General features: G+C 63.2%; 14 protein-coding genes. 5 read left to right on the top strand and 9 right to left on the bottom strand.

What is annotated here, in order from left to right:
• Positions 1 to 51: 51 nt before the first annotated feature.
• The gene (locus ACZ5BO_RS20770) at positions 52 to 1,113 is read right to left on the bottom strand and encodes a glycosyltransferase family 2 protein (protein ID WP_025129839.1); all 1,062 of its coding nucleotides are present in this window, start codon (positions 1,111 to 1,113) and stop codon (positions 52 to 54) included.
• A 331-nt stretch (positions 1,114 to 1,444) separates the two neighbouring features.
• Here ACZ5BO_RS20770 and ACZ5BO_RS20775 point away from each other — a divergent pair, with 331 nt between their 5' ends.
• The 4 genes from ACZ5BO_RS20775 to ACZ5BO_RS20790 all read left to right on the top strand — a co-directional run bounded on the left by ACZ5BO_RS20775 (position 1,445) and on the right by ACZ5BO_RS20790 (position 5,056).
• Positions 1,445 to 3,157 (top strand): Shedu anti-phage system protein SduA domain-containing protein, encoded by a 1,713-nt coding sequence (locus ACZ5BO_RS20775; protein ID WP_464696353.1) that lies wholly within the window; start codon positions 1,445 to 1,447, stop codon positions 3,155 to 3,157.
• 67 nt (positions 3,158 to 3,224) lie between these two features.
• Positions 3,225 to 3,971 (top strand): sulfite exporter TauE/SafE family protein, encoded by a 747-nt coding sequence (locus ACZ5BO_RS20780; RefSeq protein WP_464696354.1) that lies wholly within the window; start codon positions 3,225 to 3,227, stop codon positions 3,969 to 3,971.
• A 98-nt stretch (positions 3,972 to 4,069) separates the two neighbouring features.
• On the top strand, positions 4,070 to 4,474 hold the full coding sequence (locus ACZ5BO_RS20785; RefSeq protein WP_464696355.1) for a hypothetical protein: 405 nt from the start codon (positions 4,070 to 4,072) through the stop codon (positions 4,472 to 4,474).
• 60 nt (positions 4,475 to 4,534) lie between these two features.
• Positions 4,535 to 5,056: a DUF4265 domain-containing protein gene (locus ACZ5BO_RS20790; RefSeq protein WP_464696357.1), complete on the top strand. Its 522-nt coding sequence runs from the start codon at positions 4,535 to 4,537 to the stop codon at positions 5,054 to 5,056.
• A 145-nt stretch (positions 5,057 to 5,201) separates the two neighbouring features.
• Here the strand turns inward: ACZ5BO_RS20790 and ACZ5BO_RS20795 are convergent, their stop codons facing one another.
• The 4 genes from ACZ5BO_RS20795 to ACZ5BO_RS20810 form a co-directional block, all read right to left on the bottom strand.
• On the bottom strand, positions 5,202 to 5,657 hold the full coding sequence (locus ACZ5BO_RS20795) for a VOC family protein (protein ID WP_464696358.1): 456 nt from the start codon (positions 5,655 to 5,657) through the stop codon (positions 5,202 to 5,204).
• Positions 5,658 to 6,280: 623 nt separating this feature from the next.
• Positions 6,281 to 7,399: a CaiB/BaiF CoA transferase family protein gene (locus ACZ5BO_RS20800; RefSeq protein WP_464696359.1), complete on the bottom strand. Its 1,119-nt coding sequence runs from the start codon at positions 7,397 to 7,399 to the stop codon at positions 6,281 to 6,283.
• Between the two features lie 11 nt (positions 7,400 to 7,410).
• Positions 7,411 to 7,740: a DUF202 domain-containing protein gene (locus tag ACZ5BO_RS20805; protein WP_464696360.1), complete on the bottom strand. Its 330-nt coding sequence runs from the start codon at positions 7,738 to 7,740 to the stop codon at positions 7,411 to 7,413.
• A complete protein-coding gene (locus ACZ5BO_RS20810; RefSeq protein ID WP_464696361.1) occupies positions 7,737 to 8,117 on the bottom strand; it encodes a YidH family protein in 381 nt (126 codons plus the stop codon). The genes ACZ5BO_RS20805 and ACZ5BO_RS20810 overlap by 4 nt, the downstream gene beginning before the upstream one ends.
• A 194-nt stretch (positions 8,118 to 8,311) precedes the next feature.
• Here ACZ5BO_RS20810 and ACZ5BO_RS20815 point away from each other — a divergent pair, with 194 nt between their 5' ends.
• Positions 8,312 to 9,244 carry a LysR family transcriptional regulator gene (locus ACZ5BO_RS20815; protein ID WP_464696362.1) on the top strand — a complete coding sequence of 311 codons (933 nt, stop codon included), beginning with the start codon at positions 8,312 to 8,314 and terminating at the stop codon, positions 9,242 to 9,244.
• Positions 9,245 to 9,249: 5 nt separating this feature from the next.
• Here the strand turns inward: ACZ5BO_RS20815 and ACZ5BO_RS20820 are convergent, their stop codons facing one another.
• From ACZ5BO_RS20820 to ACZ5BO_RS20835, 4 genes are all read right to left on the bottom strand, one after another.
• Positions 9,250 to 10,551, bottom strand: coding sequence for an MFS transporter (locus tag ACZ5BO_RS20820; RefSeq protein WP_464696363.1), 1,302 nt, complete (start codon positions 10,549 to 10,551; stop codon positions 9,250 to 9,252).
• A gap of 68 nt (positions 10,552 to 10,619) precedes the next feature.
• Complete coding sequence (locus ACZ5BO_RS20825) at positions 10,620 to 11,783, bottom strand: acyl-CoA dehydrogenase family protein (protein ID WP_464696364.1); 1,164 nt, start codon at positions 11,781 to 11,783, stop codon at positions 10,620 to 10,622.
• 18 nt (positions 11,784 to 11,801) lie between these two features.
• Positions 11,802 to 13,349: a class I adenylate-forming enzyme family protein gene (locus ACZ5BO_RS20830; protein ID WP_464696365.1), complete on the bottom strand. Its 1,548-nt coding sequence runs from the start codon at positions 13,347 to 13,349 to the stop codon at positions 11,802 to 11,804.
• Positions 13,350 to 13,460: 111 nt separating this feature from the next.
• Positions 13,461 to 14,372, bottom strand: coding sequence for a LysR family transcriptional regulator (locus ACZ5BO_RS20835; protein WP_464696367.1), 912 nt, complete (start codon positions 14,370 to 14,372; stop codon positions 13,461 to 13,463).
• Positions 14,373 to 14,493: the final 121 nt, after the last annotated feature.

A 14,493-nucleotide genomic window follows, 5' to 3' on the forward strand; every position in this document is an offset into this window, starting at 1 on the left:
GGAACTTCCTGTAGGCACGCAGCCTGCGTGCAACGGTACGCGCGAGGCGGATCAATCCAGGTGACGGTGATAGGACAGGGCTTCACTGTGCCGGGCGCTGGCGCGACCGACGCTGATTCCCAGGCCACGGACCACGGCGCCGGCGGTGTCGAGCAGCGACATACCGATCACCACCGCCATCGCCCCCAGGCGCCGGCCCCCGCGTACCGGCGGCAAGTCCTGATGGTTGAGGGCGCGCAGGCTGTAGCCCAGGCGACCAGCCATCACGCACAAGGGGCCGATCGGCCCGCTGCGTGCCAGCCATTGCAGCCAGCCCGGCATATAGGCGCGGACCAGATAGGGCGTCAGGTCGACACTGTCGCCGCCCCTGAGCCAGCGCAGCTTGACCACCTCGCCATGGCTGTCGGGCAGGCGATGTTCGGTGTGGGCGCCCGACGCATAGGCAACCGCCACGCCTGCGGCTTGCAGACGCAGCCCCATGACCTGGCAATGGGCGCGGTAGACGCCGTCGAGCGGTTCGTAGCGGTACTGCTCGAAGGTGTCACAGCGAAAGGCCACGTTGTTCGCATAGAAGTTGCGCGTGGCGCCGGGGCACAAGGGGCTGGGGAAATACATGAAGTCGATGGCGGTCAGGGCACTGCCGGTGACGCTTGGCGCATAACTGGTGCGGCCGGCGACAGCGAGCGGCGCATCGGCCTGGGCAAAGGGCTGCAGCAGCTGCTCCAGCCATTGGTCGCAGGGAATGCAATCGGCATCGGCAAAGACCACGTACGCACAGCGTGCCTGGTCGACCGCGTCGAAGCCGACATTCTTGGCATCGTAGTAACCGGTCCGGCCATCGATCTCGATAAAGTCCAAGGGCCGTCCGGCCAGTGCGCACAACGCCTGGCGTGCCGGTAGATCGAGGCCGTCATGGGTGATGATCCACTGGCCAAGCGACTGGGGCGAGACGCTCTGTCGGGCCAATCGGGCAAGCAGCCGTTCGAGGCTGTCCAGGGCTTTGGCCCCATCCTTGCCGCCACGCAGATTGTTGGTCTCCAACACCAGCGCAGTGGCGGCGGCGATATCCTCCAGGCACTGGCCCGCGTCGTCGCGGCAAGGCAACGGCGACATCCGGTTTGTCGTTTCTTGGCTATCCATTTCGCTGTGTCTCTGAATAAAGCGGGGATGCTCAGCCACCTGCAGAACAGGCCTGGCGAACCGCTCGGGGCGCGGCACGGGCGCAATCACAGCATTATTTCCGGGATTATTCAAACCCGGCCTGCCCCCCATCGCCTCACCCAAGTCCCTACCCCGCATGCTCTTTTCGAGGTCAGGCGACCCCGATCGACACTGGAAGAATCAATAGCACTTCGCTACTGTCACGACCATTATTCGCCAGTGATGGCCATCGAACCGGCCCGCGCGCGCTCCAGATGACGGCCTCGAATCGGAGTCAAGCCCCATGGAAGTCAGACCTCTTGGCGCAATAGAGCTGGAGTTGCTCAGCCAATTCGAAAAAGTTGTGCACCAGTACCGCCCCCTGATTGCCAAACAGAAACCTGGGAAAGAAAAGCCCGGCACTACGAATAAATATCGCCAGAAAGGCGATCAGGCAAAAACCAACGGCGCAAAAAAAACTGCCCCCAAGAGCAAATCCAACAGCCCAGAGGCGCCGACAGGGCATAACGAAAACCGCCTGCACGCCCTGATCGAGGCCAGCCCATTTCTACTGCCGACCCAAGGCCTGTACCCGGGCGGCGTTTTTCTCGATGCCATCATCAGCAAACTGCCACTTCCAGGTCGGTTGGTCAGTGATTTCGCCTTCATAACCATCAGCCGCAGAAGCATCAAGATCGTTCTGATTGAAATCGAAAGCTCGAAAAAGAAAATATTCAGGAACTCGTTTCCCTTCGGCTTCCACAGCGATGCACGAGACGCCATCGACCAGGTCAAGGAATGGCAGAAAGAACTGAGCGCCAGCTACCAGCGCAGCAGCCTGGTGCAACTGCTCGCGCCACTCTTCGACCTGTACCCCTACACGCTTCATGACCAGGACGGCCGGACCTTAGACAACCTGGACATCCACATTGATTACCTGTTGGTTGTGGGGGATCAACGGATCGATACCCCTCAGCAACAGCAACTGATCGATAAGTTGTACAAGGAACAACACATCCTGCTGATGGGCTATCCGGCCATGCTCGATGAAATAAAAATGGCGCCGGGCGCCGCCAACACTCTGAATCTGAGCAAAAGAACCCCGCACATCATCACCGCTGGCAACCCTGCACCCCTCATTCACAAAACCCGATTGTTCAAGCTGCCTGACGCTGCCGCTCAAGCGCATTACACCGATGAGGACTGGCTCCACATCAGGGCTGCGGGGCTTGAGTCCCATGTGGTTGTGCGCGAACGCTCACTGTCGATCGAGGTTCATCCCGAAGGCCTGCGCAAGATGTTCTATCGCTCGGGCGGAAGCTGCGAACATCCCGGATGCAGCGAGCCGATCATGCTGCTGGGCCGGGTCCACTGCGACCCGCTGAATATCTACACCATGCACTGGAACACTCAAGGCACCCACATAGAGTATTGCTGGGATCTTCTGGGGCTGTTCTGCCCCCAACATGCAGAGGCCATCAGGCATGGCCCCAAGTTCTATTGGGGGATTGCACCCGAGTGCCCCCTGCTGCCGCCTGCCGAGTCAATCGGCAGATACCGACAGGATGTCGACTTGATGTATCGAGCCTATTTCCGCGCCTCGAACACCCGTCTCATCGACGAAATCATCCGTGTCCTGCGTATCCCTGAAAGCCTGTTGGCGCGCCTGGGCGAACGCTTGCGCAAGGAACTGACGTTCCTGGTATCCACCCGACGGCAGATCAGGGGGGCTGCGGAAATAATCACCGACTACTGGGGGCTGAACCCGGAAAGACGCTGCTATCAGTATCGGGCCGAGCATATCAAGCGTTCTCCCCGAGTTGCCTGGTGGCATCGCATCGGCTTGCTGCAACCGGAATACCCGGAGGATGATCAGGCCCCTCTGGTTCCCACTGTGTTTGACCGAGCGTTCATCGAGCACCTGGTAACTGAGTTCGGTCACCTGGCGCCCTGCGCCATAAAAACCGCCTGTACCGGCGAGATTGCTGGTTTTCTCCAAGCGTTAGAGCGTCGTTGATCCACCGGCAACAAGCTGGCGGGCCGCGCTTCAATTGCACGCCCGCACTCGCCAATAAGAGGTGCAAATGAGTTCGATCTATCTGGTGGTCGCCCTGGGCGCCGTGGTTGCAGGTTTCGTACAAGGGCTCTCCGGATTCGCCTTCGGCATGGTGGCGATGTCCTTCTGGGCCTGGGTGCTCGATCCAAAGCTGGCCGCCATCCTGACGGTCTTCGGTGCCTTGCTGGGCCAGGTAGTAGCGGCAATCTCGGTACGTCGGGGCTTTGATCTCAAGCAGTTGCTGCCCTTTGTCCTCGGCGGCCTGCTGGGCATTCCCCTGGGAGTAGCGCTGCTGCCCCAGCTGGACACCCACGCCTTCAAGGCAGCGCTGGGCACCTTGCTGGTGCTCTGGTGCCCGCTGATGCTGATGACCAAGAGGCTACCCGTGATCACCTTCGGCGGCCGGCTGGCCAATGGCGGCGTGGGTTTTATCGGCGGCATCATGGGCGGGATCGGCGGTTTTACCGGCACCCTGCCGACGCTCTGGTGCACCCTCAGGGGATATGACCGTGATACGCAGCGCTCGATCATCCAGAACTTCAACCTCTCGATGCTGCTGGTGACCATGGGCTCCTACCTGGGATCCGGCATGGTGACGCGCGACATGTGGCCGATGTTCGCCATCGTCGCCCCGGCCATGCTGATCCCGACCTTTCTTGGCACCCGGATGTACTTCACCATCAGCGATGCACGCTTTCGCCAGGTGGTCCTCAGCCTGCTGACCGTTTCGGGTGTCGCCCTGCTGGCTTCCTCGGTGCCCCGCCTGCTGAGCTAGCGCCGCCCCTATAATGCGCAGCCAGGTCCACTCGCGCCGAACGCCTGGAAGGCAAAGACACCTGCCAGACCACCTGCCGACAACCCACTGAAATCCATATGACCGATTTGATTGAAGAGCTCGAAAAACTGCGCGGCAGGGACCTGCAACTCTATGCCGCAGCCTGTCTGCGCGACTATTGCGAGATCAAAGCCATTCATCACATTGCCATCGATGAACTGCTTGAGCACTTGATGGCCTACCCCACCGCTAGCCCCATCAGCAGTTGGCAGCAACAGGGAGCACTCCTGGCGCTCAATGGCAGGGGAGATGAGCTTCCACAAACACTGGCGGCGCAGGTGAAAGCCAACGACCTCCAGGAGTTCAGCACTCTTGTCGACAGCGCCGTAGAAGTCGGGATCGTGGATCTCTACGGCGCACACACCGAGTCGCCCTTGCAGTTTCTATTGAAAATGCTGCGCATCTTCGAAAAAAACCGATTCAACCTGCCAGCGCGTCCCTGAACCATAGACACCCAACACCCGCCGCCCTCGACAGCGACGTGATCAGCCAGGAAGTTCTACATGAGCAATGAAGCCACCAGCGCGATCTTTCACAAGATCGTCTTCTCCCTCGAACAGGATGCCGATGGCTACCCACCCTACTCCCATGAATCGCTCTGGGGCATCAAGGAAGGCGACGACACCTACATCATCGATAACACCCCCAACTACCTGTACGGCCTCAGCAAAGGTGACCTGGTGAAAGTGCGGGTGGAAAACCAGGAGCTGATCGGCGCCACCATCATCAAACAAGGAGGCCACAGCACCCTCCGGGTCTTCGCTGGAACCCCCCAAGCCAAAACCGCAATAGCAGGAAAACTGCGGCAGTTGGGCGCCAGTTGCATTCTGACTCAGGGGTTGTCGCTGTTCTCGGTGAACATTCCCCCGGACTGCAGCTTCGAAGCCATAGACACCTACCTCGCGGCCCTGGCCGACGGGGACAACATTGCCTACGAAGACGCCTGCCTGCAGCATGAGGGGATTGACTTCGAGCGACAGTCCGAGTGCGCGTCACTGGCCTCGTTGCGACGGTTGACGCACTAGCCATGGCGCTTGCCGGGGCGGGGCCGAGCTGCCTCATTCGCGGCTCACCCACAGCAGCAGCCCAGTACCGGGCAGCGTGCCTGCCCCTGCCAAGCAGGCAACAGCGTCCTGCATGATTCGGCGCCGCGATGCCTCAGGCTATCCCTCAAGCAAACGCCGCCGCGATAAACGCCTCCAGGGCCTGCTCCTCGAGGATCTCGATGGAGAAGTGCCCGAAGCGCTTGGGCAACCAGATGATCCGCGCCCCGGAGGGAGATTGCAGGCTTTCCCGGGCCAGGGGCTGGCCGTTTTCATCTTCCGGCTGAACTCCGGCGAGTATCAGTTCGTCGTAGGCCTTCTCGATGTCCGGCGTCGAGTAGCAATGACGGTAGATCATCCCCTCCCCTGCAGAGTCCAGCAGCTGCCTGAGGTTTCCCGCCAGCGGCTGCACCAGCATGAAACGCTCTTGGCCGATCAGCGCAATCGCGTAGCGCACGTGCAGGCCGCCTCTTTCCCAGACCTGGGTGGTGGAGATCCTGGCCTGGAGTATCTGCGCATAGTAGGCACAGGCTTGCTCGAGATCGTTGACCAAGACATCCACATGACTGAACTTGAGTTCCATTGCGCGCCTCCCGTTGAATCGATGCCCATGGTAAACAAGGCCCTTGGGCAAGCCGAGAGGGCTCATGGAAAATTGTCCGGCTGATGCTGCTTGCCCCATGAACAAGACGCGGGCTGATGTTGAGATTGTCCAATCCCCGACCGAGGCCAGCAGGACATCTGGGCCAGGCCCTTGGCGTTTTCCGGAGCGCTGTACCGTGCGCTCTCGAATATCGATCAGCATGAGCCGTCGGTAGCAGACCAGGCCGCGATCGCCTGGCCACTTCAGGGCATGCCGTACGGATCCAGGGAATCTGGTTTGCGCCACTGCAACGGCTATTGCCTGGCGCTCAGCCAACGGCCGATCGCTCGGGAACGTCCTGGCTGAGGAGGCCGCGGCCTTGCCAGCGAGCGCACATGAGCCAGCGACCTCGGCACGCCTCGGGCATTGCTGGATGAACGCGGCCAGTCAGGCTCCTGTTCGACAGACGAACAGCCGTCAAGGCAGACCACGGGCGGATCATCAACAACACTCAGTTGGGATCCGTGGAGAGCGGCCTCAATCCCGATACGACGAGACGGAGTGAGCGCTAAGACGTGTCCGACGCAGTGTTGGCAGCTTCCCAAAACAGGACTCCCCGCCTTTCAGCAATCCGCCTTGAAGACCTCGACACCGTACTCTCCCAAGTCAGGAACTGTCGCATCGCTGTCCGGCAGGCCCAGGGAGAACTTCACCGGAAAACGCACGCTGATCGCCCGTTCCTCCGGCAGCGGGCGGATGGTTCCACGAGCCTGGACGTGGGGGTCGTCGAACAGTTCGCTGGCCGTGAGCAGCGGCGAGAACGGCAAGTCGTGGCCAGCGAAAGCCTGGCTCCATTGCTCCAGGGTACGGCTGAGGAACACCTCCCGAAGCAGGGCATTGACCTCCTGCTTGTGCCCGAAGCGGCTCATGCGATGGGCGAAACGCTCATCCCTGAGTCGCGGAAACTCATCACCGAGCACCTCGCAGAGAGTCAGCCAGAACTTGTTTTCCAGGATGCCCATGGCCAGGTAGCGGCCGTCGCGGGTCGGGAAGATGTCGTTCTCCGGCAACACTGTCGGCGAGGCCAGCGGCTGGTCTTCGAACCCTCGGGACAGCCAGGCCATGTGCGCGGTCCAGGACAGGATGGCGTCGTGCACCGACACATCCAGGTGCTGGCCGACACCCTGCTGCCGCGCGCTCATGATCGCCACCGACAACGACAAGGCCGCGTAGGCCGAGGCGGCATAGTCCGAGAGCCGCACCTTGGGCCGGGCGATCTTGTCCTCGACCTGCACCGGGATCGACCAGTAGCCGGCCATGGCCAGGTAATTCAGGTCGTGACCGGCATGGGCGGCATAGGGGCCGCTCTGGCCAAAACCCGAGATCGAACACAGGACCAGCGCCGGGTTGACCTCGGCCAGCTCCTCGTAGCCCAAGCCCAGGCGCTGCATCACCCCGGGCCGGAAACCTTCAACCACCGCGTCGCACTGGCGCACCAGTTCAAGGAACGCGGCTTTGTCGGCCGGGTCCTTGAGGTTCAGGGCGATCGAGCGTTTGCCCCGGTTGAACTGGGCGAATACCGCATTGCCCAGCGCCCGGGAGCTGTCGCCGGTACCGGGCTGCTCGACCTTGATCACCTGCGCGCCCAGCTGCAACAACAGCGAAGTGGCATGGGGCCCGGGGAGCAGCTGGCTAAGGTCGATGATCTTGACGTCCTTGAGGCAGGACCATTGCGGCTTCATGTTGTTGCTCCTTATCGAAGGGACACACCAGGGCAATCCAGCAGTACGGCGAACAGCGCCAGCGCCGCCAGCAGGCTGGCGCCCAGGCTGAGAAACAGGATCGGCAAAGGGTTGCAGGTCGGGCCCTGAGCGGCGATGCCCCGGCAGGCGCGGCGGTAGCAGCGGCCCTGCTCGAGCAGGATCGCCAGTGCCAGGAACACGGCCAGGGCGCTGACGGCTGCGACCAGTGACGGGTGCCGTGGCCAGCAGCGCAGGGCCAGGGCGGCGACCAGCAGCAACAGCACCTGAGTCCGGCGCCAGGCCAGTGCGGTGCGCTCCGGTTGCAACGCCGCGTCGTTCACCCCCGCCCCCAGAGCGCCGCGAGTACGCCGGTGACCAGCAGCGTGCAACCGAGGGACAGCAGCGGCGTAAGCAGCGACACCGGCAGCGCTTCCTCACGCCTGAGGGCCCGTTCCACCCGCAACCAGCGCCAGAACGCCCCCAGGCTGAGCAGCAAGCTCAGGCTCAGCAGGCCGAGCACCAGCTGATGCTTGATCGCGGCGCCGAACACTTCCAGGGTGAAGGCCTCGACGGCGATGCCGCTGGCCAGCAGCGCCAGCGCGGTACGAATCCAGGCAAGAAAGGTGCGCTCATTGGCCAGGGTGAAACGCGGGTCGGGCTCCCGCCCCGGCCCCAGCAGCCAGCGGCTCAGGCCGGACGAGACAGCGTTGGGCTTCATGCAGCGGACTCCTGTTGGGGCGGGGCCATAGCACTGACGCAAGGCCTTGAAAAACAAACTATTAGTATTGCAACGGGGCCAATAAACAGGTCATATGAGGACCGTGGTGCCATCCTAATCAGGCGTTCCGGGCTCCACCAATATCGTCTTTCGATACTCCCCATAACGCTCCGGCATGGCCGCGGAAGCTCCCCATGACACTGAAACAACTGCGCTACCTGATCGCGATTGCCGAGGCCGGAAGTTTCTCGTCGGCGGCCCGCCGGGCCTACATCGCCCAACCGGCGCTGAGCCGGCAGATCAACCTGCTGGAAAACGAACTGGAGATACAGTTGCTCGAACGCCTGCACGACGGGGTGAGTCTCACCGATGCCGGGCGCCGCCTGTACGAGATCGCGCGTTCGGTGGTGCAGACCATCGACTCGGTCAAGGATGAACTGGAGTCCACCAGGGGCAACCCCAAGGGGCGCGTGGCCATCGCCATACCGGTCACTGCCTCGGCGCTGCTGCTGCCACTGATCATTACCCGCGCCAGCGAGAAGTTTCCGGGTATCGAGCTGACCGTGCGCGACGGCCTGAGCCAGGAAGGCGGTGAAGCCATCGAGCTGGGCAAGGTCGATTTCGGCGTGGTGCCCAATGCCGAGGAACTCGAACACGTGCATGCCGAACCGATCTTTACCGAAGATCTGTACTGGCTGAGCCTGCAGGCGGCGGACAGCCCCGACGACACCATCCCCCTGAGCAAGGCGGTCAGCAGCCGCCTGGTGATGGCGCCACGAGCCAGCTCGCACCTGCGTCGGCGCCTGGAGCAGGCGGCCATCGAGGCGGGGCTGGAACTGAATGTGTTCTACGAACAACAGACCGCCCAGGGCCTGAGCAGCCTGGTGCGCGCCGGGCTGGCCGCGACCATCGGCAACTGGCCGGCGGTGGAAGAAAGCCCGCAGCAGATGGCCCGGCGCATCGTCGAACCCAGCGTGCGCCGCACGGTCTCCCTCGCCTACTCGACCCACAAGCCGCTGACGTTTGCCGCCTCGTGCATGCGCGACCTGGTGCGCGCCCTGCTGATCGAAGTGGTGCAGTCAGGGCGCTGGAAAGGCGAGTTGATCGAACGGGCGCAGGATCTCTGATCCCGTCAGCTCTCTAGCACCACAGCCGGTTCCCGCTGCTGGCGGCGCTTGCACGAACGCTGCGGGTTCATGGTCAGCAGGCCCAGCAGGCCGGCGACGATCAAGATTGCGCCGCAGACCATAAAACCGTGGGCATAACCCTGCCCATCGATGCCCTGGGCGTTCTGCACCAGAAAGCCGGTGACCACCGGCGCCGCCAGGCCGGCCAGCGAGCCGCAGGCATTGCCGATTGCCAACATGCTGCCGCGTTGCCCGCTGGGCACCACTTCCGCGAGCATCGCAGGGCCGATCGAGTACATCACCAGGGCCAGGCCGCCGCTGAAGGTCAGGCAGGCGATGCGCTCGGCCAGCGACAATCCCGGCAGCACCAGCGCTGCGGCGAGAATGCCGCTGAGGATCAGGCACAACGAGACGAACACCCCGCGCGCCAGCCGTGATGGCAAGCCCCGACGCAGCAGGCGCTGCGACCACCAGGCCATGACCAGGCTCAGCGGCGTGGTCACCAGCACGAACACCACGAAGATCCGTCCAGCGTTCAGCGAGGCCATGCCCAGGCCTTTCTCCAGGTAGGCCGGGACCCAGGTCAGGGTAAGGGCCAGGGACCAGTTGGCGGCGAAGTGGCCAATGTAGTTGCCGATCACGGTCGGGTCGCTCAGCAGGCGCCGGTACGGCACTCGCTCCTCGGCCACGCCCGTACCCAAGCCGCCAGGGACCACGTTGTCCAGCTGCCCTTCCTGGCCCAGGCGATACCAGGCCGCACACCAGACCAGGCCGATGGCCGCCAGCACCAGGAAATTGCTGCGCCAGCCGTAGTGCAGGCTCATCCAGGGAATCAGCAGACCAGCCACCAGCAGTCCCATGGCGCTGCCGGAATGCAGCAAGGCCACCGGCAGGCTGCGCTTGCTGTCGGGAAACCATTTGTACAAAGCGTGGGTGGCCACCGGCGAGGCCGGCCCTTCGCCGATGCCCAGCAACACCCGGCAGGCGACTATGGTCCACAACGAGGTGGCGAACAGCATCGGCAACTGCACCAGGGCCCAGAACAGGCCCATGCCCAGCAACAGGGTGCGGGTGGGTTTGCGGTTGGCCATGAACCCCCCGACCACCGCGGAAATCGAAAACAGCCAGTGCAAGGCCCCGCCGATCAGGCCGAACTCCGCGGGCGTCAGCGCCAGCTCTTGCATCATGGGCACGGCGACCAGGCCGATGACGACCTTGTCGAGGAAATTCACCAACATCATCACCGCCAGCAACCCGGCAATGGTCCAGGCGGCTTTCGGGCGGTAGTCGGATTCGATGCCGAGCATGGGATACCTCTGATTATTGTTCTTAGGTAGAAGTCGCCCGCCGTTTCGGCGGGCGCAAGCGCGAGGGCTCAGCCGGGCATCAGGATACCCTTGGCGATGGTGTTGCGCTGGATCTCGCTGGTGCCGGTGAGAATCCGCATCATGCGGGTGGCGCGGAACATCCACTCTACCGGGTTGCCGCGGATCAGCCCGGCGCCACCGTGGACCTGCACCGCGCGATCGACGATGCGAAACGCCGCCTCCGAGGCATACAGCTTGCACATCGGCGCCTGGGTACGGATGTCGCCACCGGCATCGTTCAGCGCCGCGGTGGCGTACATCATGCTGCGCGCGGCCAGCAGCTCGGTGGCCATGTCGGCGATCATGTGGTTGACCGCCTGGAACATGGCGATCGGCTTGCCGAACTGGGTGCGGGTACGGGCATGCTCGATCGACAGGTTCAGCGCCAGGCCAGCCATGCCAAGCATGGTCGGGCAGTGCAGCAGGCGGTTGAGAGTGATGCGCCCCATTGCCAGCTTGAAGCCTGCGCCCTCCTCGCCAATCAGGTTCTCCACCGGCACCCGCACTTCCTTGAGCTCGATGTTGCCGTGGCTGCCGGCGCCGGACATCACCTGGTAATCCGCGTCGATCCGCACACCCGGCCCCTTGAGGTCGACGAAGAACGCCGAGATGCCTGCCGCGCCCTTGCCCTGTCCAGTCACCGCCAGCAACACGGCAAAGTCCGCGTAGGGCGCGCCGGAGATATAGCGCTTGGCGCCATTGAGCACATAGTGCTCGCCGTCACGCACCGCGCTGGTCTTGATCGCGCTGGCGTCGGAGCCTGCCTCGGCTTCGGTCAGGGCAAAACACACGGCCTTTTCCGCCCGACACACCGGCTGCAGGAACTTCTCGATTTGCACCGGGCTCGCCACCTTGAACAGATGGCCGATCCGTGGCGGGCCGCTCAGCTCACCCAGCACATGGGGCGCGAGCATCGCACCGGTGAGGATCGCCGCCTCCTTGACCGCGCACAGGTCGACCACGCTCAGGCCCGCGCCGCCGAGGTTCTCCGGAAGCATGACGTTATAGAACCCCAGCTCGCAGGAGCGTTGCCAGATATCGGCAAGAATCGCCTTGGGATGGGCTTCGCCCCACTGCAACCCTTCTTTCTTTTCCAGCGGGATAATCTCGTCACGGATGAAGGCTTGCATGTCGCGGATGATCCGTTGGGCTTTTTCGCTCGGCTCAATCATTTCGGTTCTGCTCCTGCGTCAGATCTTGCGCTGACTGTTTTTCCAGTAACCATCGCGGACCACTCGGCGCACGACCTTACCGTTGGGGTTCTTCGGCAATTCATCGATGAAGTCGACACTGCGCGGCTTCTTGAAGCCCGCCAGGTGTCCGGCGCAGAAGTCGATGACCTGCGCCTCGGACAGGCTGGCGCCCGGCTTGAGCACCAGCACCGCTTTCACCGCTTCGCCCCACTGCTCGTCCGGCACGCCGACCACCGCGGCCTCGAACACCTCGGGCAGGCGGTAGAGCACCTGTTCGACTTCGCTGGGATAAATGTTGAAGCCACCGGAAATGATCATTTCCTTCTTGCGGTCGACGATGAACAGGTAGCCCAGCTCATCCACCGTGGCCAGGTCGCCGGTGAGGTAGTAGCCATCCTTCATCACCTCGGCGGTCAGCTCCGGCGCCTGCCAGTAGCCCTGCATGATGTCAGCGCCCTTGACCACGATCTCGCCGATCTCTCCGGGCTGGATGTCCTCGAACTGTTCGTTGACCACCCGCAGGTCGGTTTCGAAATAGCAGCGCCCGCAGGAAGCCAGCAGACGGGTGTCGCCGTCCTTGACCAAGTGATCCTGTTCCGTCAGCACCGTCACCAGCGAGCAGGTTTCGCCGGCGCCATAACCTTGCGCGAGGATCGGCCCGAACACCTCGATCGCCCGTTCCACCAGGGCCGGGGCCATGGGCGCGGCGCCGTACATCACCAGACGCAGGCTGCCGAGGTCGAACCGTTCGACGCCAGCGAAATTGACCAGGCGATTGACCATCGCCGGCACCAGGAACAACCGTGTCACCCGTTCCTTTTCGATGGTGCGTAGCAGCAGTTCGTCATCGTAGCGTTCGATCAGCAGGTTGCAGGCGCCCACGGCAAGCAGCGGCATGATCTGCATGCCGCTGGCATGGGTGATGGGCCCGACGTGGGCCATGACATCGTCAGGGCCGGCGCCACGCACCGGGCTGGCCAGGCTCTTGCGCACCAGCGCCTTGCGGTTGCCGAAGCTCAGCATCGCCGCCTTGAGTACTCCGGAACTGCCGGAGGTGTAGTGCAGCACCGCCAGTTGGTCGTCGTGGGGGTCGCTGTGCACCTCACGCTCGTCGCCCATGTCGAGGACTTCGCGGTAAGGAATGTCACCGCCCTCGTCGGCCAGCACGATGATCCATTGCAGATGCGGCAGCGCCTTGCGGTTGGCCGCCAGGGCCTGGGCCGCCACGGCGCCGGTAATCACCGCGACGCTGCGCGAGTCGTTGAGCACCCGGACGATTTCTTCCGCGGACAAGCGGGCATTGATCGGCACCTTGACCATGGCGGCCTTGTAGAAGGCCACCTCCGCCTCGACCAGCTCGACGCGGTTCATTGCCAGGATTGCCACGTGGGCGCCCGGCTCCAGCCCGAGCTGCAGCAGCCCCGAGGCCAGACGGTTGCTGCGCGCCTCAAGTTGCGCGTAGGTCAGGCGCTGTCGGCTGTCGACGACCGCCTCATGATCAGGCCAGTACCGCGCACTCCGGCTCAGTATTTTTCCAAGGTTCACTTTCTTATTCTCCGAAGCAGAACGGGGTGCGCCGATCTTACAAGTGGAGAAAAAAAGCTCGCCAATACAACTCTTGCGGGGTCACCCATAACAAAATGGGATGGCCCCGGCCTACAGCCACTCCTGGATGTTGCGCTCGCAGGCTTCGTCCTTGAACAGTTCGATCAGTCGGTTGCAGACCGGTGACAGGTAGCCGCCGGCCCGGGTGACCAGGCCGATACGGCGGCGCAGGTCAAGGCCGTCGAGCTGCAGATTTAAGGGCTCGAGCCCGGCAGCACGGGTCATGCGCCCGCAGCGCGACAGGGTCAGGGTGGGGGTGCCGACGATCAGCTGGAACAGGGCTTCGCTGCTGAAATCGGCTTCGATGCGCAGGGTCGGTGGCGGCATGCCCTGCTTGAGAAAGGCATTGTCCAGAGCCTGGCGGATGCTGATGTGGCCCTCCGGCAGCAACCACTGTTCACCTTGCAGGTCGCTGAGCTGCACCTGTTTTCTGGCCACCAGCGGATGCCCGGCGTCGGCCACCACGGCCAGGCAATCCTCGTACAGCACTTGCGTGTCGAACTCGTCGGTGGCCGCCGACAGTGGCATCACCGCCACATCGATCTCGCCGTCACGCAACAATTCCAGCAACTCGCTGGCCAGGCGCCGGCGCATGCGCAGCCGGGCCGCCGGGCGCTCGCGCAACAGCCGGCGGCAACTGGCGACCACCAGCGCATCGGGCAGCGACGGCGAGTACCCCAGGCGCACACCGCCCTGTTCGCCGCTGCGGATGCTGCGCATCTCCGCCAGGGCATCGTCGTAGTCGCGGCTCAGGCGTCGGGCCCGGGCCAGGAACAGTTCCCCGGCCTGGGTCAGACGCATGCCGGTGGAGGTCCGCTCGAACAGCATGACCCCCAGCTGGGTCTCGACCCGGCGCACCGCCTTGGTCAGCGAAGGCTGGGTAATGCCCAGTTGTTCCGCGGCCTTGCCCACCGTTCCATACTGCTGGACCGCGATGATGTACTCCAGGTCACGTACGTCCATGGCATTCCTCCTGGCTATGTATCTATAGCTATTGATGCATTGCGGACAGGTATATCGCGCTCTCAGACTGAATTCAATGCCGGCCCGCCAAAGGGCCGCAATGCAGGGGATAGGCGCTCCC

Source organism: Pseudomonas sp. FFPRI_1 (assembly GCF_055384485.1).